The sequence below is a fragment of the Shewanella sp. N2AIL genome (genome assembly GCF_022690845.1).
Taxonomy (GTDB): Bacteria; Pseudomonadota; Gammaproteobacteria; order Enterobacterales; family Shewanellaceae; genus Shewanella; species Shewanella baltica.
The window spans coordinates 92,691-113,701 of record NZ_JALBYT010000005.1; the positions used below are offsets into that span (position 1 = coordinate 92,691).

Here is a 21,011-nt window from a genome sequence, read left to right on the forward strand (position 1 = left end):
TGATCACACTAATCACGGATTAACACTTGAGGTATAGGTTCAATAACGGATTTGCCTCAATGTCTTTGTATGAGTAACCCGATGAAAAGAATAATAAATGCGTTAATGCTGGCCATGTTAGCAACGGGTTGTAGCGATCCAAACCCAACGCAGACCAATCAAACCACCGAGCAAGCCAAGGCCGAAACCGTTCAGGTCCTGAGCCTTAAGCAGCAACTCGCGCCAATCACCCAGCGTTATTTTGCCCTAAGACCCGAAATCGCCACCTATTATGGCGTGGCCGAGAATGAGGCAGGCAAGGATGTGCTTTCTAAGCTGACCGATTACAGCCCATCGGGGGAAAATCATCGCCGTAAAGTGCTTAAGGCCATATTAGCTGAACTCAATACTATCGATGCCAGCCAGCTTAGCGCCTCGGAGCAAGTGAGTTTAGGCTCGATAAAATCCGAAATCGCTGGTGCCCTGTTACCTGCCGAAACCGTGGCCTATGGCACTATGCTCGGTGAATACGGTGTTTGGTTTTTACCATATGTTGTCAACCACTTATCTGGATTGCATGTTGAATTTCCGGGGTATATGGAAGATAAGTTTGCGGTCACCACCCCAGAACAAGCTAAGGCCTATCTCAACCGCTTAACCATGTACCCAGCCGCCATGGGCACAGTTATCGATAAGCTGGATCAAGATGTGCAAATGGGGGTGATCCCACCCGACTTTATTATCGATAAGACCATAGCCGTGTTGCAGCAACAGTTAGTGTACCATGCTAATGAGCATCCCTTAGTCAGCAGTTTTAAAGCCAAATTAACCGCCGCCCAAGTACCTGAAAGTGAGGCGTTGGCGAACTCTGCCGCCGAACTGGTGGAGACCAAATATTACCCTGCGACGCGCCAGTTGATTTCCGCACTGCAAGCCGTGCGCCTCAAGGCCACCCATGTGGCGGGACTCGGCCACCAACCTCAAGGCGCTAAACTCTATAAGGCGATGATTAAACACCTCGCCAATTCGGAGATGACCCCAGATGAGATCCACCAACTAGGATTAGACGAAGTTGCGCGCATTACCGCCGAGATGGATGTGTTACTCAAACAAGTGGGTTACCGCAAAGGCACAGTTGGCGAGCGCATGCAGCGATTGCTCAAGAATCCTAAATACATCTACCCCAACACCGCCGAGGGTAAACAGCAATTAATGACGGACATTCACGGCTATCTCGCCAAAGTGAATACCAAATTGCCGTTATGGTTTGGGCTGTTACCGAATCAAGACGTCGCGATTGAAGCAGTGCCCGATAGCCGCGCCGCCGCGACCAGCGGCGCATTTTACGATGCGCCTTCACAGGATGGTTCGCGTAAGGGCACCTTCTGGATAAGTCTGTACGATATGGCGGCGCTGCCCTCCTATTCGCTGCAAACCTTAACCTATCACGAGACCAACCCCGGCCATCATCTACAGACGCTCATCGGTCTGTCGGATACCTTGCCGCTGCTGAGTACCATTTTTTACTCTAATGCCGCAGGAGAAGGTTGGGCGCTGTATGCCGAGCGCTTAGCTGCCTAGATGGGCATGTATCAGGATAATCCAATTAACGATCTTGGCCGCTTGCAGTCTGAGCTCCACCGCGCGGTGCGCTTAGTGGTCGACACGGGTATTCATGCCAAGGGATGGAGCCGTGAGCAAGCCATTGATTATGCGGTGGCTACTGAGGGAATACACCTCTCTGAAGCCACGGGCGAAATCGAGCGCTATGTGGTTTGGCCGGGGCAAGCCTTGGGTTACAAGTTAGGTGAACTGAAAATTATCGAACTGCGGGCCAAGGCCAAAAAAGCCTTGGGCGATAAGTTTGATATAAAAGTCTTCCACGACAGGCTGCTCGAAAACGGCGCCTTGCCCTTAGATCTATTAGAGCAAAAAATCGATCAGTGGCTCGAATCCGCTAAGGCGGCCAATGCCGCCGCAGAGACCAAGGTGTAACTCGGGTAAAACCACTCAAATCATCTTAATATAGGGGCAGCTTAGGCGGCCCCTGTCTTTTTACGGCTCCCTTTGTTTTTACGGCTCCCTATGCTTTTACGTTTCAGGTTAATCCGCAAAACGACGCTGATACTTGCCGCTTAAATAGCGGATCACCACAAAACCGACAACACCAGGCAGTGTCCACGACAGCAGGCGCAAATTGCCATGGTCGATAAACAAACGGCTGCCACCAAAGGCGAAAAAGGCGGTGTAGCAGGCGATACCCGAACCAATCATGGCGCCTAAATGCTCAATCCACCATTCTAATTTGGTCAGCGTCGCCTTAACGCTATAACGCAGGAATCCCGCCCCAACTGTTGTACCTAACAGGCCGAAAATCATCGCAAGGATCAGCTTTTCTTGGTATCCCCATAGCGCCATCACAGGGCCAAGTAGCGTCAAGCTCAGCATTAACGACAAATGCAGCGGCGACTTTAATTGCTGACGCTGCGTCTTATAACGCAGAACCAACACGCCATGCCTAACGGTCACTAAGGTTAATAAGCTGATATAGATGAGAAATATCCAAGCATTTTTACGATCCGCAATCTGCGCTGCTAAGGCGTCGGCACTGGCCTCAGGCTGTTTAATCACGGCGAGCGGATCAATGAGGCCCGTCGTTGCCATCGCCACGCCAGTCGCTGCCACTGTATACATGGCATAGACATAATAACGGCCAAAACGACTATGGTTCGCGCTGCCCTTTTTCAGCATGGCAGGCATCCAAAATAACACTAATGCCAGTGCGCCGGCGGTAATATGCACAAATTGCGACAGGGTGAAAATCGTGTTCATCATCTTGCTCCATCAAAGTTTGAAGCTTGATATTAACGAGCGTGGGAGTCACCCATAAGTGCCAAAAGTCATGTTTTAGGGATTAGCAGAAAGCAGCCACTGGGTGTGGCTGCAATTGGGGTGCTTATAGTCCGGTATGTTTATCAAGTTTTAAAGTATCGATTATCGAGAAGGTATAACCTAACTCGGTAAACATTTGCTCGATATTACGCTTAAAATCGATGGGGCGATCTAAATCGAGTTGATTGATAAAGAAATGGTGTTTGGTCGGGATCTTTATCAGTAATTGTTTTTGATAGAAACAGGCTTCAACTTCGGCATTTAATTCGCGACCTAAGGCCAAGAGATTTTCCATCATCAAGGGATTGAGTAAGTAGCGCGCCTCGACTTGGTCGCTGCTATAAACCTCAAAGCGCCGCTCGAACCTTACGTCCTCAAGCTTGACGCGCGACAACTTAGTCTTAAAACCCTCAAGGCGATTTTTTAAACTGCCCTTATCTGTGACTAACAGCGTAGTACTATTGAATCGCTTAGGAATATTGCAAGCCAGCAGCACACCATTGAAGATGATCTCCCGCTGAACCGAGCCATTATCGTTCGCTTTAGTGTTGTAAGCATCGACCTCATAAAACTGAAACGGCACCTTGTTATAGGTTCCCTTAAGGCAATTTTGCGCATACTGCTTATCGGTTTTAGGCAGCAGCCCCAACTCAAGGAAGGGAGAGAAATCGACCTTAGGCTCCCTCGTTAACGCAAAGTCATCGCCAAAATACTTAAGGCTAATAGGATAGAGTTTTTCAAAGGCGGCATTATAGAGCTCATTGCTTTCCTTACCCGAGGCAATGACCGCTAACGCTATCACGGGAGCGGGCAGGAACGCGACAATCATCAAAGGCACAAAATAATCCATAGGCACCAGCATAAACTGGACCCCGAGCAGCCCGGCGAATGCACCCAAAATCACCGTGATGCATATGTAGTAGATTGGGGTGGTGAACTTGGCATTTTCACGCCGCCTTTGGTTTACGCCTTCACGCTTTGCTTCAAACGGACCGCATTTAGGGGCGACTTTTTGTTTGTAATACTTCTGAAAAGCAATACGGTGATCTTCGGGAATATCAAATTCAATCGAACTCATTGGCTCCTACTCTTACGATTCAAATCCATTTAGGCCAATGATTTTACATAATTTAGTGACCGAAAAACAGTTAAGCAGCCTGCGGTATATGCTGAACTAATCGTTAACCGAGGCTAAAGACAAACGACGCGCTCAACGCTGCAACAACCAAAAGATGACTAACACCCCAAAGGAAGCGGCTAAGGTGGTCAGCGTCAGCGCAAAACCTTTGAATGATAATAGGTTTAAGCTAAAACCATCTAACGCTAACACAGCCAAGCCCAGTGGCATTTGGATAAACACAGCAGTGAACCAATCGAAGGGAAGTTGAGGAAAAATCCTGTGATAAGCGTAAAGCACTAAACCTGCTAGTAATATCAGCAAACTCGCATCGTGAGCCCCTAACAACAGGTACTCCACACTGTTCGGCGTAATCTTGGGCACTGCGCTCAACATATCCAGCATATAACCCGCGCTAGCGACTAAGGAGAAACTGATAAAACTCAGTAAAGCTAATAAGATACCAAAGCCAAGTGCGGGTAAATATTTCATTGAAGGTCTCTCTATTTGCAGCTGAAAATAGGCAGTCTCATCTCCCGAAAACCACAGCATGCAAGCCACAGAATAGAAAAGGGACTTTAGCTACAATAGCAGGCTAAATTTCCCTTAGCTATTAAGACCATAGTCTTATGGCCGCCACAAACTTAAGCGCAATAAACGAGATGAAAGCCAGTATCAAGCCAGTGTTTTCTCCGACAATCAGCGGATAAGCTTTTAAAATTACTAGATTAATCAAATTTCAATCTATCTGCTTAGTGATATCGACCACAATTTGCCCATGTGTTTGGGCGAAATAGACTAGCCAATTTCGCCAATAACGCTTAGGATCGGAGTTGCATTTTTAAGCCAACATATTGTGGAGTATCAAAACATTATGGGTATCAGAGCCATAGTCGTAGACACAGCAGGCACCACGACAGACCTAAACTTTATCCAAGATGTACTATTCCCCTATTCTGTCAAAGCCTTGCCAGACTTTTTAGAACAGAACCAACACAATGTATTGGTTGAAAACTGTATTTGTGACACCCGAGATATCGCCCTAGAGCCAGATGCGGACTTAGCACGCGTGACTGAAATTTTGCAGCAGTGGGTCAGCGAAGATCGTAAAGCAACACCACTCAAAACTCTGCAAGGCTTGATCTGGAAGCAAGGCTACGCCCATGGCGAATTTAAGGGCCATATCTTCCCTGACTTTATTGAAGCAGTGAAACGCTTTAGCGCACAAAATCTGCGTATTTATAGCTTTTCATCGGGTTCGGTCGATGCGCAAAAACTGTTGTTCAGCCACAGTGACGGCGGTGATTTAACCGAGATGTTTAACGGTCATTTTGATACCCGTACCGGCAACAAATTAGATAAACAGGCTTACTGCAATATCCTCAACACTATCAGCTTAAGCCCTAAGCAAGTGCTGTTTGTGTCTGATGTGATTGAAGAATTAAAGGCTGCCGACGCTGCAGGCATGATGACCTGCCAAATGGTACGCGATAGCAAACAACGCACGGGTGAGTTCCGCACCATCAGCAGCTTCGATGAGCTACTGATTGAATAACGTGATTGTTGAATAACACGATAGTCGACTCACTCAGCCAAGCTGATTTAGCCAAAATGAAAGCGACCTTATGGTCGCTTTTTTATGGGGCAGCTTATTTGCCCTTTTCCGTCAAAGGAAATGCGGCCGAGATACACTTTTTCACCTCAAAACGATAACCATAATCCGCTTTCTTATCCGGCGTGATCTGCAAAATCTCATAGTCATTTAACTCGATCACATTCGATTCGGCGGGCTTCTCACAACGCGAACGGCTATTGGCTTCAAGCGCAAAGGCAAACGTCGCTAACCACTGCCGCACGAGATACTGATATTGCGCCCGCACCGACGCATAGGTTTGCTTGCGTTCCGCTTCTTCGCGCTCATCGGCAGTTTGTTTATCAGCCGGTTTGTCGGCTTCAAGCTCGGGCTTAATCTTAGCTAACTCAGCAATCGGTGCCGTCAGCACATCGGTCGTATGCGGCATAAGCCCTAATGCTGGCTCGACGGGATTATGTTCAGAGGCTTCTTGAGTTGTTGTAATAAAGTCTGCGAACGAGGTTTGAAGGCGGGTTTCTAAATCAATCAGTAAGCTCAAGTGATACAAAACCACAGTCGCTAGCACGATACGGATCATAAAGGTCGTTTTACGGAATGAAGTATGCGAGGTAAGCCGTAACGATTTGACACCTAAAGGTTTAAGCAAAAAAATCAATACTAAATAGATGGGGATAATCAACTGCAATGCCAGCAGCACAATTGCGCTCACCATTAAAAACCAAGCTGGCATATAGAGTAAAATCGCTAAGTTATGGGTGTAATCCAGATGACTTGCCGACACCCCAACCACTTCGTTAACTATGGCGCCAGACCAACCTAAGGCAAAGTTGGCAATAATGGCGTAAAACAGCAACAACACGGCCTTGCCCGCCAAACTGTGCCAGACCCGCTCGAACACGGGCCAAAACTCGATGGCCATGGCGATGACAGCAATCACTGCGACCACACCCATCAAATCGGAACTAAAGGCCAATATCAAGGCAATAAGATACAGCTTTTGCGCAAAGGATAACTTAGCAAACCCTTGGCTTAAGTAGCGCCACAACTTGCTCAACCCTAGCTGGAGCTTGCTAAGTAAAGGCTTGATGACTTGCCGTAAGTGCTGGCGGGCAGATTCAGTGTAACGACCTAAATTCATTATAATTTTAAATTCCGGTTACGATTAAGACACGCTTGAGTTGCCGATGTAAGCTGCAAAATCTATGGCGACACTCGCGTCACCTATGCCAGTGTAGCGACTAACTTTGGCAATTCACTAGCAAAATTTGCCGAGTCCTCCCTTACGGCGAAATGAATCTCCCACGAGATTCTATGTCGATGATGTGGAAAAGAAATACCGTTTAAATGGATTTGGAAGTAATACCTATGATTAAAATCAAAGCGACCTAAAGATCGCTTCACTGAAGTGCTATGAAGCTGACTCAAAATAGACTCAAACGACACTTAACTCCCGCTCGGCAAAGACAGCTTTCGCGACGAACATGCCATTCAGTGCTGCGGGGAAGCCAGCATAAACAGACATTTGCAGTATCACTTCGACGATTTCCTGCGGTGCACAACCGACATTCAACGCGCCATTAATATGGACGTTGAGCTGCGGCTGACAATGCCCCAACGCTGTGAGCGCCGCGACTGTAACTAACTCCCGCGTCTTAAGATCGAGTCCTTCACGCAGATAAATATCACCAAAAGGATATTCGATAATGTACTTGCCCAAGTCAGGGCAAATATTTGCCAGACTGCTGATCACTTTCTCGCCCGCCTCGCCGTCGATTTCAGTCAGCTTAGCTAAGCCCTGCACATACCTTTGATTACTCATTTTGACTCCTTTGGATTTGACCACAGAAGTCAGCTTACGCCTTAGAGTTAACTCTAAGTCAACAGTTGATTGATGAATAATACAGGTAGCCCTGTGATTGAAGAAGAAAGACAGCAGCTAAAGATAAAAGCGAAGAATATTAATCGATTAGGATTTAAATGCGGGACTGAGCGACTCAGCCGAATCGCTAAGCTTAATCACTGAAATGCGTTTGGTAATAGCGGATTTTTTGCTCGAGGGCAATCAGATGCGCCTGCTCTTGGCGAATACGCTCAGCCAATTGTGTTGCATGTTGCTCGAGCAACTGCTGTCGCGGGCCTGCGGTTACATCGCCTTGAGCACGCAGTTCGGCATAGGTCAAAATCTGCTTTAGTGGCATGCCCGTTTCTTTTAAGCGATTGATAAACTCAATCCACTGCGCCTCTTTCTCAGCATAATCGCGGTGCCCGCTCGCATTTCGCACCACAGACTGCAGCAGGCCGATTTTCTCGTAATACCTGAGTGTATGCGCCGACAAACCTGTGAGTGCAGCAAACTGACCTATGTTCATAATCTAACGATCCGCAGGATGGTTAACACCATCATTCGTGGGCACATTGTCTAAATCGAATGGATTGACCCCTTCGAGGCAACCAATGTTGTAACCATATTCATGGGGATTGGAACGCCGCTGGTGATGGGTGTAAATGCCGCAATTAGAGCAGAAGTAATGCTTAGCGGTTTTGGTATTGAATTCATAGCATTTCAGCACATCTTCACCCTTGAGGATCTTGATCCCCGCCAGCGGAACCGAGCCGACAATCGCGCCCTTACGGCGGCAGATAGAACAATCGCAGCGGCGAGGATTTTCAATGCCATTAGGCAGCGATAATTGCAACACCACAGCGCCACAGTGGCAAGACGCTTGGTGTTCAGCTTGAATATGGGTGTTTCCGACTCGTTTAATCATGCACTGCTCCTTGTTTCGCTTAATGTTATCGCTAAATGCCTATAACGCCATGGCTTGTCGCTTGTTCTTTATGCTGCTAGTCTGACCATCTTAAACGAGCGTTTCAACTCGCATTTTTAGATCGGCAATTCAATGCCAAACACACTGGAAAACACAATGGAAAAGTTTCTCGCACAGCACCCTATAGTGACCGAAATCCCCGTGGCTTGGGGCGAAATGGATGCGTTGCAACACGTCAACAACGTCGTCTATTTCCGCTATTTTGAGACAGCACGTATCGACTTTTTCAATCGCCTCTTCCCGCTAGATACCCTGTATAAATCAGGTATTGGCCCGGTGATCAGCGAAAATCAGGCCCGCTATAAACGCCCAGTGACCTTCCCCGATACTCTATTAGTGAGTGTCAGCATTAGCGATATTCACAGCGATAGATTTACCATGCATTATCAGGCTTTTAGTAAACAGCAGCAGGCAGTAACCACCTTAGGTACTTCAGTCGCCGTGATGTTTAACTTTAAAACCGGCAAAAAGGCCGACTTACCGGCAGAACTGCTGGCGATTCTCAAACAGCACGAACTCGCCTAAGCTAACCAAATCGATAGCTAAATTGCCAGCACACTTTAGGCCACTCCTTGAGGGAAGCATGTATGTCAGATAACGAAAATATTGAGATAGCCATTGAACATCAACAGGATAGACAGCGTTTTATTATCCCTGTCGATGGCTATGAAGCCGTATTGGAATACCAATTATCAGGCAAGGATATCGATTTTAGCCGCACCTTTGTCCCCAACGAACTGCGCGGAAAAGGCCTTGCCGAACGCTTAGTTCGCCATGGCCTAAAGTGGGCAAAAAACCAGGATTTTGAGATAGAAGCCAGTTGCTGGTATGTGCAGAAGTTTTTGAAAAACTAGACTTAAAACATAAGCAAACACATCGCAGCAAAGGAGTGCCGCTACATGACAGTCGCATTATGTCGTAAAAGCTTACTGCTTGTAAGCCTACTTATCTTGTCCGCCTGCCAACAACGCCAAGCTATTCTGATTACCCAAGGTATTGAACCCGTTAAGGTAAAAGCCATTGAAACCGCCTTGATTCAATCTGGCTGGCAAGTAAGTCAGAGTACCATCGCCATTCCGGCAGAATTCCCTAATACGGCCATTGCCACCAATCCCGCTTATCGCGATTCCCAAGCCATCACTGAGATTGAAGATCTCCTCAAAGGCCAAGGTTTTGCCGAACCGACAGAGTATAAATTTGCCGAAGGTAAGCACTTTTTCAGTATGAATAATATCGGTATTTACTTACGTAACAGTGAACAGGCTTTGCAACCTTCGCCACCAGACTTTATCAGAACAGACCATTGCGCTGCGGGAGATGCAACCCTGAATCTTTCGCCTCAAGGCCAAGCCGTGCTCGAATATGAGAGGCCCATTAATGACAATTTTGAATTAGAACAACACACAGGAACTTGGCAATTCGATGGTGCGCAACTCAGTGTCACATTAAACCGAGCCCAGCAGGTGTTTAAGTTAACCCACGAGCAAAGACCTATTTGGCGTGGTCTCAGCCCTGCCGATATCTACACGCCAATCCAAGATTCTAATTTCAAAGTGCTTAACTGCACCTTTTTGCTTATCTATCTTGAGTAGAGCCTTAAGCCGTATCCGAGCTTAAGCCTTTATTTTTACATTTAAAAACACTTCTACTGTACAGAGCTAAATCCAATACACAGGGTAATGGCGCTTGGGATCGGTGGAGAGGTTATTGACCACCAGCGCGACCAGTAAGAGCAATACTGAGCCGAGAAATACTGGCATTAGCGCGTAGAGAAAACCGAGTTGATGCACGTTTTCACCACCAATCACAGCGATCAATGCCGTTGCGCCGCCCGGTGGATGCAGAGTGCGGGTCAAGTACATTAATGCGATAGACAGGGATACCGCTAAGGCGCTGGCCAGCACCACATAATCGCCACACACTTGGTACACTGCGACCCCAATTAAGGCCGATAACACGCTGCCACCAATCAAGTTGCGCGGTTGAGAAAACTCCGCCAGCGGTGCGCCGTACACAAGCACAGCAGAAGCGCCGAATGAGCCAATCACAAACATAGTACCGACGAGGTTTTCGCTCATATAATTTGCGAGACTCGCGACCAAGTAAATGCCACAGAAAGCCCCAACCCATGACCACACAATCTTTTTAAGTGGCTGTCTTGGTGGACAAATATCCTTCGAGCGCATGCGGGTAAAATAGAATCTCATGGTTAATCCGAACCGATAAAAATTAGGCGATACAGAGAAGTGATCTGCATCACAGTTAGCGGGTCGACAAATTAACGCTTCAGCAGCGCAATTGCAATTGCGCTGACCGAGAGACAGGACAGATTAAGCGCTTTCACCATTCAAATTAGCGAGCATTTCGCGGATATCTTCAGGGATAGGGCGACTTTTTTCGCAGCTGTAGTCGTAATGCACCAGTGTAGTTTTCACTTCGGCGGTTTTATTGCCCGCTTGCCAACAGGTTTGAGTCAGTTCGAAGCTGCTATTACCGATGCGGCTGACAAAGGTTTTCACTGTCACGCTTTTGCCGTAATAGGTTGGCGCAATAAACGCCACGGTAAAGCCCGCGACAATTAAGTTCCATTGCTGCAAATCCAACTCTGGATTAAAAATCTCGAAAATTGGCGTGCGCGCGGCTTCGCACCATACGGGGATCACTGTGTTATTGATATGGCCTAGGCCATCGGTTTCTGTGAATCTTGGGTGGATTTCGAGGCTGTATTCGGTAACTGACATTCGGGCTTCCTTTTTATTGTTATTCTATAAACTGATGAATTTAATGCTTATCGCGATTAAGCTACCCGCACCAAATTCATCCTTTATCCCAAGCCTACCAGACCCTAAAGGCTAAACAAACCTAGACCTTAGAATTGGCAACTGGCGGTTTCTGCCGTTTGCTTGCCATTGGCATCATACTTTTTAAAGCATCCTGCCTTACCCATATCATAAATTTTTTCATATTCTAACTTGCCGCTACGATAGGACTTAAACACGCCATGGCTTTTGGGGTTTTCTAAGTGATAAATTTTGCGCCCTTTGGTCACATGCGAATAATCGGAAAAACCCGGCTCTTCCTGATAAATTACCCCATTGATATAGCGCTTATGGACCACATGTTGTTCATCGATACGCAGCATTTCACTCGATAACTTGCCATTGATGTCGTAACAGACTTTATCTACGGCATAATTGCTATCTAACTCTTCGATGCAATTCACAGCACCGTTATCAAAATATTCCCGCTGTATACCGCAGCGCGCAATGGCGTTATCCCAGAAATAAGGTTCACCGTTCCAGGTTTCACCTTCTTGCTGGCAGTAGTTCCAAAAATGCTTTAACTGGCCATTCGGATAGAAGCTGTAATGGGGGCCAGAGAGACGGTTATTCACCAGCTGACCATATTGAGAGAGTGAGTATCCACCATCTGTGGAATAACTGATACTTGGGCCATATTCCTTACCCGCTTTAAAGGCCTTCATATACTTTAAACGGCCGTTAGAATCGAATCGATATTCTTTATCAACTGACCCATTAGTGTAATAAGTTAATTCGGATAGTCGGCCGCCGCGATACACGCGCTGCTCACCATCTTTAATCGAGCTAGTCTCAGCATTTTTTGAGTTTAACACACCCTCACAATCGCCTGTGTAAGGCTCTTTTCGCATCATGCATTCATCCTGCGAGGGTTTAAGCTTAACGGCTGCATTAAACTTATACTGACTCAATTCATTGAGATCGCCGTTAGGCTCGAGCCACATTTGTGGGCCATCTAACTCGCCATAATGATAGTTAGCAACATTGCTGACGGCATTTGGGCCTGAATACCATAAGCTTTCACCGTGGAGTCGGCCCTTATCATAATGTTTAAGGGCAAACATAAAATTATCTTTATTGAATAACTTTGCCTCACCTTGGCGTAGGCCGTTCTCATAGTTGACTTCGGTCTTGTAGAGGTAAGTCACTGATTGCTTAGTGGTAAAAGCATCGTTGGCATCTGGCGTTCGGATATATACCCAAGGGCCTGAACGTTTGCCATCAAGGTAGCTGCCTTCACCGGTTTGAAAGCGATAGTCCCCTTGGGTGACCTTTTCCACCCAAGCGCCTTGTTTTACGCCCTTTTGGTATTGGCCTTTACTGCCATCAGACTCAAGCCACTCGCCATCTTTTACGCCATTGAGATAAATGCCCTTTTCGGACAACTTCTTCGCGCCTTCTGTGCTGGAATCGTAATCTGGGGTATAGATTTCACTCGGGCCATCGGGCACGCCCTTGTTGTAGTGAATAAAGCCGTAGTTATCGGCGTCATCCATCATGGACTGCAACACCCATTTACCCTGTTTTTGGCCGTCGAGGTACTCGCCTTCCCAATAGATTTCACGGCTGTCGGCTTCAATCCACTTACCCACTTGCTTACCTAGTTTATAGTCACCGGCATACATCACACTGCCATTACGGGCATCGTAGGCGGCAAAGTGACCATCAAGCTCACCTTGCACATAATGGGCTTCACTGGCAACGCCAGCCCAAATACTGCCCATGCTCATATATTCATAGAAAGCGCCAGTACGCGGAATTTTTTCACTGCCATTTTTAAGCCAATCGATGTCGTCGGCCTCGTAACCAATGGCCACCAGCATAAAGCCGCCATCTTCTTCGACATAGGCACTGCGATCAAAAGTCGCGACTAGACTGTATTTTCGTTCACGCCCCTCGGCATCTTTATCGGTGCGAGTCACGGGATAACGCAGCTTGTATTCCACTGCGGTTTTCACATCCGTCGACGTACCTTCAGAGTTTCGATAACCGATTAAGGTTGGCTTGAGCTTAGATGACCCATCAAGAATCGCTTTGATGTCAGGATCTTGGACACCCTCAGCCTCATAGGTCATACGGTATTGCTGTGGCGGAATTTGGTTTAGTACTTTACGGACGCCGCCCACGGTAAACGTGGTTAAGGTTGGGGCCACTTCATCGAGCACAACTTGTAGGCGCGGTAGTTTAGTCAGCTCTTCCCCATCAAAACCATAGCCGCGCAGGTGCTGACCATCGGCATCCTTGAGCATGACGATCACTTCTTTAGTGCCGCCTTTATCAAAGTCATAGTAAAAAACCGCCACAATTTCGGCGCGGCCATAATCGTCAATACGCACGCCGGGCGCATCGCCGTAGAGCATTTCGCCCCACACTTGCTGATCTTTTTGATAGAAATTAAGCCATTGGCCATGGGGTAAATCCACAGGTCCGTGGACGATTTTGTCGTAATCCGCAGCGATAGCAGCAGGAGTGACAGAAAAAGCAGACAACAACACCGCTGTGGCTGCGAAAAGACTACGAATCGAAAGTTCCATTTAAACTACGCCCTTTATACCGATAACTTGCGCCTCGTGCGCACCAGTAAACGGAGCGAATTTTAAGCTAAGTTAAGCGCTTCAGGAAGTAGCAGAAACAAAAAAGGCCGCAATAGCGGCCTTTAGTAACAATGACTTAACAATCAGTTGTTGTACATAGCATTAATTTCGTGGGCGTATTTATGATAAATCATCTTGCGGCGCAACTTGAGCGTTGGGGTGATTAAACCCGCTTCCATCGAGAAGGCTTCTGGCAACAGCGTGAACTTTTTGATCTGTTCAAAACCCGCCAATTCATGCTGCAACTGCTTGAGACGTTGTTCAAAATGCTCAACCACATGACTATGGCGTAGCAATTCTAAAGGCGACTCATACTTCAGCCCTTTGTCCTTCGCCCACGCTTCCAGTGATTCAAACGCTGGCACAATTAAGGCGGTCACATAGTTACGCGCATCGGCAATAATCGCCACTTGCTCGATAAAAGGACAACAGCCCACGGCACCCTCAACCCGTTGCGGCGCAATATATTTGCCGTTAGAGGTTTTCATTAACTCTTTGATACGGTCGGTAATAAATAAGTTACCGTTCGCATCGAAACGTCCCGCATCACCGGTTTTTAACCAACCGTCTTCGAAGGCGGCGGCGGTATCTTCTGGTCGATTGTAATAGCCACGCATCACAGTCGCACCGCGGACTAAAATCTCATCGTCCTTGCCTAGCTTGATTTCGGTTTCCAACAGAGGTTGACCATTAGAACCTGGCACTCGATTACCTAAGGTATTGCAGGTCACGGTTGCGTTGGTTTCCGTCATGCCGTAACCACACAGCACAGGAATATTAATCGCATGGAAGAAGCTGCCGACATTCACATCTAATGCCGCGCCACCGCAGGGCATAAACTTCAAACGCCCGCCAAGCACGGCTTGCAGCTTGCTATACACAAGTTTGTGGGCCAAACGCCATTGCAGTGACAACCATAATCCGCCCTTAGCACGACCTTGGCCGACTTCGAACTGGCGTTGGCCAACGCGCATAGCCCAAGCAAACAACTTCTTACGACCGTCGGCAGATTTGGCGACTTTATCTTGTACGGCGCTGTACACTTTTTCGAGGAAACGCGGCACCACACACAAGGTATGCGGACGCACGGCGCTAATCGCCTCTTTCACTCTTTGGGTATTTTGCAAATAGACGTTATGACCGCCACGGCACAAAACGTAAAAACTCCAACTGCGTTCAAAAACATGGCTTAAAGGCAAGAATGCCAAAGACACATCGCCAGAATGGAATGCCAGTTTTTGATCGTGTTGACGTATGGTCGAGGCCATATTGCGGTAATCCAGCATCACGCCTTTAGGATCGCCCGTGGTGCCAGAGGTATAAATCAAGGTCAGTAAGTCATCAAGATTAGCCGCTTGTAAACGCTGGTTAAGCTCAACTTCTTGCTTAATCGCTTTCGCATCGCCCGCTAGCAGCGCATCTAAATGCCAATGCTGCTCAGCTTTGTCAGCGGCAAGTGCCACGCTGGCATCAAAAACAATCACATGCTCTAGGCTTGGACATAAGCTTTGAAGCTCGCAGGCCATAGCGTATTGCTTAGCATCGTCGACAAAAATGACTTTCGCCGCCGCATCGTTAACGATAAAGCTCGCCTGCTCGACGGTACTGGTGGGGTAAATCGGCACCACAACGGCGCGACTTTTAAGTGTACCGACATCGGCACAAGTCCACTGTGGGCAGTTTTGCGCCAAAATAACGCAACGGTCTTGCACTTGTACGCCAAGTTCGATCAACACTTGTGCAATTTTACTGCTAATTTGGTCAAAGGCTTGCCAGCTCACCTGATACCAAGGAGCGGCCATTTCAAAACCTTCCAGCGCTATCGCGTCTTTTAAAGACTCGCTCTGCTGCTGTAATAGTCGAATAACATGATATTGATCGAGAGACATAAGAGACTCACCTTTTAGCTTACAAGTGTACCGCTTTTGCGCCATTCTACCTGAAGGCCAGTCAAAAACTAAGAGTTTTTGCTCTAATCTTGTGCAAGCTGAGTCCCAATATTGCAATCTATATCCGTTTAGCCGCTAATGACATCTCCCTTCCAGAGGGTTTTCTTGCCCCAAATCAGTACTATGCTCCCAAGTATCATTAAGAGCATATCCCAGATAATCCAATCGACTAGATTGCCGCCATCGCGTAACGATGCAAGGCTGATGGACACCCACAGGGAATGCCCCGCAACAACCATCATAGTGAGCGTGACATGCAACACTCGGCGACACATACAGCCAAAACCTAAGGTCAAAGCGCAGGCCCAGTAAGTGCTGAGCACCAGATGACCCACTAACGGCATATTCAGATCACCACTGAGCCAACCCAGCAGTAGACTACACGCCAGCATAATGCCGACGACCACATTCAGCAGTCGTTGCTGCCCACGGCAAAAAGCCGCAATGAGCCCTTTTCGGCCATCAAACCCAGGCATCAGCAATAAGGTTTCGGTCGAGCGCGAACGCTGCACTCGACTCCAATGCACCAGAGCACAGCTAATCACGCTGAACTGTGCCAACAGCAGTAATACAGGGAAATTCTGATGGAATTGGTGCGATAACACCCCAAGCACTAGGCAGACTGCCGGTATAAGCAGCAATAAAATCGTCAGCATAGGACCGATAAAAAAATTGGTGGGATGCAGATAACGCTCAAAGCGGCTCAAAATGCGCATCGATTGCAAATTTGGCAGCCAGAACCAGCCCATTTCGAGGCCATTGAGGTACACGGTTCTCGCCTCAGCACGCCAAGGTAAAGCACGGCAGGCACGGATAATGAAAGCACCTAGCGCCACCAGTGCAATCGCGCTTAACCATAGGGGAATATAAGCTGTAATCAAAGAGATAAATGGCACTAAAACAAACAATAAAAAGGAAGCGTAAAACCACTGAGTGCTGAGTAAACACAGGCAAATAAAGGCAAAACTCATCACCAAGGCCAACACTAAGGTGGGTAGACTAGACGTTGAACCCAAAGCTAAACAAAACAATACGCTTATGCCAAATACGCTGGTTAACACCGCTGCACTTTGGATATAAATATGGCGGCGATAATGGGGAATTAACTGGGCGCACTCGCTCGCCATCAAACGTATGAGTTGCCATGCCACCGCCGCCGAGCTTGAAACGATTCCCATAGAAAACAACAATTCAGCACTGTCGCTTTTGCCCTGCAACGCTGTAATGCAACCTAAAACCATTCCCAGTAAGCCGGTACCTAAAAAGCTCACACTGCCGACGTCAAAACACCAAAGACGCAGCATGCCATTAAATGGATTCATCAACCGCGCGCCTTTCATTTTAGCTGTCGGCGTGATGTTAAGTTCTGGCGCACTCATCTGTGTAGCTCCATAAAAAGCTGTTCCAGATTAAGCGCTTCGTTCTTTAACACGCCCGATATTGGCGCGCTGTGCTCGCCTAAATCCACCAGCACTGAATCACCGACACGACTCAACACAGTGACCGACTCAGGCAAAACCGTTTCGGGCGCGAGAGTGAGTAAACGCACTTGTTCCCGTAGGGAATCGATTTCTTTAAACAGCACTAATTCGCCCTGTTTAATCAGCGCCACATGACTGGCAACCCGCTCGATATCTGAGGTGATATGGGATGAAAACAGTACAGCGGAACCAGATTCGAGGGCGAGATCGAACAAATCGACCATAAATTTACGCCGTACAATCGGGTCGAGACTGGCGACGGGCTCATCGAGGATCAACAGCTCAGGGCGATAGGCCATCGCCATAATCAAGGCTAGCGACTGCCTTTGCCCCACAGATAAACGTTGCACCTGTTGAGTCACATCTAGCTCGAACCGTACTAGCCAATCTTGCTCTAATTGCATGTCCCAATTGGGATAAAAACTGCGGTGTAAATCGAGAGCCCGTTCAATGGTAAAACCTTCATAACCAAAAGGTTGCTGCGGCACATAACCTAAACGCTCCTTTGCCTTTGAGGTTAAGTTTTCGGGCGTTTCGCCTAAGGTAACAATACTGCCTGAATCCGGCATGAGCACACCCAAAGCGCAGCGCATTAGGGTCGATTTACCCGCCCCATTTTGCCCTAATAGCCCAACCACCATGCCCGCCGACAAGGTTAACGATAAATCCTTAAGCGCCCACTTTTCACCTGCGCCTTTACCGCGAAAGACTTTATTCACTTGGCTAAATTCAAGTATTGGTGTGCACGCTTGGTCCATCGAATATCATCCTTTTTTATTCTATTTTATCGATAAGTGACAGTTGGTTAACGCTAGTCTTGCCAGCGTTCATTTATCAATTGCATTAACTCGGACAGGCTGACGCCTAGCTGTTTAGCCTGCGACAACAAAGCATCGAGTTGGGGTTCGAGCATGCTCGCCCCCGATGCCATAGTCTCAGTGCGCTGCGCGACTTTTGTCGCTTGGCCACGGCGGCGTTCAAGCCACCCCTGATCGACAAGCTGCTGAATCGCACGGGAGACAGTCATAGGATTCACCGCAAGATACTCGGCAATCTGGCGTACAGAGGGCAAGACATCATCCACTTGCAGTTGACCGCCCACAATTAAACGCACGACTTGTTCGTGTAATTGCTTGTAAATTGGTTCACCACTACTGGGGTTGACATTTAAAAGTTCTAACATTAGCCTCTACACACTGTATTAATACATTGATACACCGATACACCGATACACCGGTAGTTAAATTAACACACTCGTCCTGAAATGCAAAAAGGAAAGCGCGCATGATAGATAGCATGACACACAGGAAGTTAAGCAAAACCGCTCAACGCCCTTCGCCAACTCGGCCACGGCATGGCGCTACTAATGCCACATGGTGCACGCGTATTTTAAGCACGCGCATGTTAAGCATAAGCGCACTTATGCTGGCGATGGCAAGTACGACGACGTGGGCGAGTGATGTAAAAAGCCAACAGACACAAGCGGCTGATATCGCTAGGAACATGGCGAATAACACCGACACTTGTTATGTGGAAGGCGTATCCGATCGCCTAAACTGCGGTTTTGTGACTGTGCCAGAAAATCCTAACAAACCCGATGGCAAACAGATCCAAGTGCATTACGTCGTTTTGCCCGCGGTGAAAAACGTCAACCATGAAGAAGCCTTACTCGCCATTGCTGGCGGCCCAGGACAATCGGCCATAGACAATGCCACAGGTTTCGATGCCATGCTGAGCAAAGTCCGCCAACAGCGGGATATCTTGCTGATCGACCAAAGGGGCACAGGCCGCTCGAATCTGCTGACCTGTGATGAAGGCGCGCAATCTCCACTGTCATTCGATGATGACAATGCCGACACTTTAGCCGAAACCCAAAAATGCTTAGCCAAAATCGATGCCGACGTCACCCAATACGGTAGCCTCAATGCGATTAAAGACTTCGAAGCCGTGCGCCAGCATTTGGGCTACAAAAAATTGCATGTTTACGGTATATCCTACGGCACGCGTATGGCGCAGCTTTACATGCGTTTATACCCTGCACACTTAGCCACAGTGACCTTAGACGGCATAGTGCCAATGCAACAAAGCGTGTTAGAAATCGGCGCATCGATTGATCGAGGCTTTGATTTACTCTTTAAGGATTGCCAAGAAACCACCGCTTGTCATGCCCAGTTCCCTGAGCTTAAAGCCGAATTCGACCAAGTCGCGGCCTCACTCGCCAAAGCGCCTGTGATGGAAAACGTCTACGACCCAGTCACAGGTGAAAAGACTATGCTGACAATGACGCGCGGTAAGTTCTACGGCTCCATCCGCATGGCGCTGTATCAAGCCAATGTGCGCGCCTTAGTGCCCCATGCAATTCATCAAGCCGCGAAACACAACTTCCAACCCATACTCGGTTTGTATTCCCTCACTATCGACAATGCTGGCATGGCGATGGGTATGCACGCATCCGTGGTCTGTGGCGAAGATATGCACCGTATTACGCCCGCCATGCGCGAGCAGGCTCAGCATTCCTTTATGGGCAAAACTATGCTCGAAGGCTTAGAAGCCACCTGTGAAGTATGGAAAGTCCCCGCGGTCGATAAAAGCTTTAGCGAGCCCATCAGCAGCGATATTCCGACCTTGTTGTTATCCGGCGAAATCGACCCTGCGACACCACCGAGTTGGGGCGAGTTAGCGATGGAAAAACTCACCAATGCCAAGCACTTTGTCGCACCCTATGCGACCCACGGCGTAGCCTATCAATCCTGCGCTAATAACCTGATCGCCGATCTCGTTCGCTCGGGTTCCGTTAAGGATCTCGACGGCGAATGTTTAAAGAAAGATGTGCGCCGCAGCTTTTATTTGAATGCCAGCTCGGTAGAACCGCTTGATGCGACCAGCACAAAAACCACAACGACTGATGATAACGCCAGCACTGGGGCCAAGGAGTAAGCCATGATCAAAGTATCCAACCTTTCCAAGCGCATCGGTGACGTACAGGCGCTCAATGACTTAAGCTTCGTCGCCCAAAACGGCCAAATCACAGGATTACTCGGCCCCAACGGCGCGGGTAAAACTACCTGTTTACGCACGATTTTTGGCTTGCTGAAACCCGATAACGGCAAAGCAGAAATCGAAGGCATAGATGTCGCCATCGACCCTATCGGCGCTAAGCAGCAACTCGGATTATTCCCCGACCCTTTTGGTCTGTACGAACGCTTAACGCCGCGGGAATACATTCGTTATTTTGCCGAGCTAAGCGGCTTATCACCCAAGGAGGCCAAGGAAGCCACCAGCCAAGTGATTGCGAAATTACGTTTGGAAGACATTAGCGATCGCCGCTGCAAAGGCTTCTCCCAAGGCCAAAGGATGAAAACCGCCCTCGCACAAGCCATAGTCCACAGCCCGAGCAATATTATCCTCGACGAACCAACCCGTGGACTCGATGTTATGAGCACTCGCCTGCTGCGTGACATTCTTATTGACCTTAAGAATCAAGGACATTGCGTGCTGTTCTCTAGCCATGTGATGCAGGAAGTCGCCGCGCTATGTGACCAAGTGATTGTTATGGCTCAGGGCAGAGTCGTCGCCATTGGCAGCCCCACCGAACTGTGCACCCAAACGGGTAAGGACTCGCTAGAAGAAGCCTTTATTCAACTGATCGGCACAGATGAAGGGATAGCGGCATGATGACCCAGCAAAGATTACGCCCGCAGGTTTTATCCTTTAAAACCTTGATATGTAAAGGCATGACATTTAAGAACATGGTTAAA

General features: G+C 48.0%; 20 protein-coding genes and 1 pseudogene. 7 read left to right on the forward strand and 14 right to left on the reverse strand.

The features are described 5' to 3' along the window. The first annotated feature begins 114 nt into the window (after positions 1 to 114). Positions 115 to 1,974 (forward strand): annotated as a pseudogene (locus MO387_RS05135) (DUF885 domain-containing protein). 108 nt (positions 1,975 to 2,082) lie between these two features. Here MO387_RS05135 and MO387_RS05140 read toward each other — a convergent pair. The 3 genes from MO387_RS05140 to MO387_RS05150 form a co-directional block, all read right to left on the reverse strand. After that, positions 2,083 to 2,814, reverse strand: coding sequence for a hypothetical protein (locus MO387_RS05140; RefSeq protein ID WP_199908775.1), 732 nt, complete (start codon positions 2,812 to 2,814; stop codon positions 2,083 to 2,085). A gap of 121 nt (positions 2,815 to 2,935) precedes the next feature. Continuing rightward, entirely contained in the window at positions 2,936 to 3,949 is a 1,014-nt protein-coding gene (locus MO387_RS05145) for a DUF3137 domain-containing protein (RefSeq protein WP_107946185.1), read from the reverse strand. Between the two features lie 132 nt (positions 3,950 to 4,081). Continuing rightward, positions 4,082 to 4,480 (reverse strand): hypothetical protein, encoded by a 399-nt coding sequence (locus MO387_RS05150; RefSeq protein WP_107946184.1) that lies wholly within the window; start codon positions 4,478 to 4,480, stop codon positions 4,082 to 4,084. Positions 4,481 to 4,862: 382 nt separating this feature from the next. Here MO387_RS05150 and mtnC point away from each other — a divergent pair, with 382 nt between their 5' ends. Continuing rightward, the gene (gene mtnC / locus MO387_RS05155; protein ID WP_107946183.1) at positions 4,863 to 5,543 is read left to right on the forward strand and encodes an acireductone synthase; all 681 of its coding nucleotides are present in this window, start codon (positions 4,863 to 4,865) and stop codon (positions 5,541 to 5,543) included. Between the two features lie 94 nt (positions 5,544 to 5,637). Here mtnC and MO387_RS05160 read toward each other — a convergent pair whose 3' ends face one another. From MO387_RS05160 to MO387_RS05175, 4 genes are all read right to left on the reverse strand, one after another. Next, complete coding sequence (locus MO387_RS05160; RefSeq protein WP_107946182.1) at positions 5,638 to 6,720, reverse strand: hypothetical protein; 1,083 nt, start codon at positions 6,718 to 6,720, stop codon at positions 5,638 to 5,640. 294 nt (positions 6,721 to 7,014) lie between these two features. Then, entirely contained in the window at positions 7,015 to 7,401 is a 387-nt protein-coding gene (locus MO387_RS05165; protein ID WP_107946181.1) for a carboxymuconolactone decarboxylase family protein, read from the reverse strand. A 193-nt stretch (positions 7,402 to 7,594) separates the two neighbouring features. Next, complete coding sequence (locus MO387_RS05170; protein WP_107946180.1) at positions 7,595 to 7,951, reverse strand: MerR family transcriptional regulator; 357 nt, start codon at positions 7,949 to 7,951, stop codon at positions 7,595 to 7,597. 3 nt (positions 7,952 to 7,954) lie between these two features. Beyond that, positions 7,955 to 8,350, reverse strand: coding sequence for a GFA family protein (locus MO387_RS05175; RefSeq protein ID WP_006083738.1), 396 nt, complete (start codon positions 8,348 to 8,350; stop codon positions 7,955 to 7,957). A 156-nt stretch (positions 8,351 to 8,506) separates the two neighbouring features. On the opposite strand from MO387_RS05175, the gene MO387_RS05180 reads away from it, so the two are divergent. From MO387_RS05180 to MO387_RS05190, 3 genes are all read left to right on the forward strand, one after another. After that, a complete protein-coding gene (locus tag MO387_RS05180) occupies positions 8,507 to 8,935 on the forward strand; it encodes a thioesterase family protein (RefSeq protein ID WP_006084846.1) in 429 nt (142 codons plus the stop codon). Between the two features lie 62 nt (positions 8,936 to 8,997). Further along, on the forward strand, positions 8,998 to 9,264 hold the full coding sequence (locus MO387_RS05185; protein WP_006084845.1) for a GNAT family N-acetyltransferase: 267 nt from the start codon (positions 8,998 to 9,000) through the stop codon (positions 9,262 to 9,264). Positions 9,265 to 9,309: 45 nt separating this feature from the next. Beyond that, a complete protein-coding gene (locus tag MO387_RS05190) occupies positions 9,310 to 10,002 on the forward strand; it encodes a hypothetical protein (RefSeq protein ID WP_006084843.1) in 693 nt (230 codons plus the stop codon). A gap of 66 nt (positions 10,003 to 10,068) precedes the next feature. On the opposite strand, the gene MO387_RS05195 is transcribed toward MO387_RS05190, so the two are convergent. From MO387_RS05195 to MO387_RS05225, 7 genes are all read right to left on the reverse strand, one after another. Further along, on the reverse strand, positions 10,069 to 10,617 hold the full coding sequence (locus MO387_RS05195) for an HPP family protein (RefSeq protein WP_006084842.1): 549 nt from the start codon (positions 10,615 to 10,617) through the stop codon (positions 10,069 to 10,071). Between the two features lie 123 nt (positions 10,618 to 10,740). Then, positions 10,741 to 11,151 (reverse strand): thioesterase family protein, encoded by a 411-nt coding sequence (locus MO387_RS05200; protein WP_011982033.1) that lies wholly within the window; start codon positions 11,149 to 11,151, stop codon positions 10,741 to 10,743. A gap of 128 nt (positions 11,152 to 11,279) precedes the next feature. After that, positions 11,280 to 13,763 carry a hypothetical protein gene (locus MO387_RS05205; protein WP_107946179.1) on the reverse strand — a complete coding sequence of 828 codons (2,484 nt, stop codon included), beginning with the start codon at positions 13,761 to 13,763 and terminating at the stop codon, positions 11,280 to 11,282. 143 nt (positions 13,764 to 13,906) lie between these two features. Next, positions 13,907 to 15,712, reverse strand: coding sequence for a long-chain fatty acid--CoA ligase (locus tag MO387_RS05210; protein WP_006083744.1), 1,806 nt, complete (start codon positions 15,710 to 15,712; stop codon positions 13,907 to 13,909). Between the two features lie 128 nt (positions 15,713 to 15,840). Then, positions 15,841 to 17,151 carry an ABC transporter permease gene (locus tag MO387_RS05215; RefSeq protein ID WP_107946178.1) on the reverse strand — a complete coding sequence of 437 codons (1,311 nt, stop codon included), beginning with the start codon at positions 17,149 to 17,151 and terminating at the stop codon, positions 15,841 to 15,843. Next, positions 17,148 to 18,011 carry an ABC transporter ATP-binding protein gene (locus MO387_RS05220; RefSeq protein ID WP_107946177.1) on the reverse strand — a complete coding sequence of 288 codons (864 nt, stop codon included), beginning with the start codon at positions 18,009 to 18,011 and terminating at the stop codon, positions 17,148 to 17,150. The genes MO387_RS05215 and MO387_RS05220 overlap by 4 nt, the downstream gene beginning before the upstream one ends. A gap of 53 nt (positions 18,012 to 18,064) precedes the next feature. Beyond that, positions 18,065 to 18,436 (reverse strand): GntR family transcriptional regulator, encoded by a 372-nt coding sequence (locus MO387_RS05225; RefSeq protein WP_107946176.1) that lies wholly within the window; start codon positions 18,434 to 18,436, stop codon positions 18,065 to 18,067. 101 nt (positions 18,437 to 18,537) lie between these two features. Between MO387_RS05225 and MO387_RS05230 the strand changes: the two genes are divergently transcribed. Together MO387_RS05230 and MO387_RS05235 are read left to right on the forward strand one after the other, a co-directional pair. Then, positions 18,538 to 20,190: an alpha/beta hydrolase gene (locus MO387_RS05230; protein ID WP_107946175.1), complete on the forward strand. Its 1,653-nt coding sequence runs from the start codon at positions 18,538 to 18,540 to the stop codon at positions 20,188 to 20,190. 3 nt (positions 20,191 to 20,193) lie between these two features. Further along, positions 20,194 to 20,928, forward strand: coding sequence for an ATP-binding cassette domain-containing protein (locus MO387_RS05235; protein WP_107946174.1), 735 nt, complete (start codon positions 20,194 to 20,196; stop codon positions 20,926 to 20,928). The last annotated feature ends 83 nt before the right edge of the window (positions 20,929 to 21,011 follow it).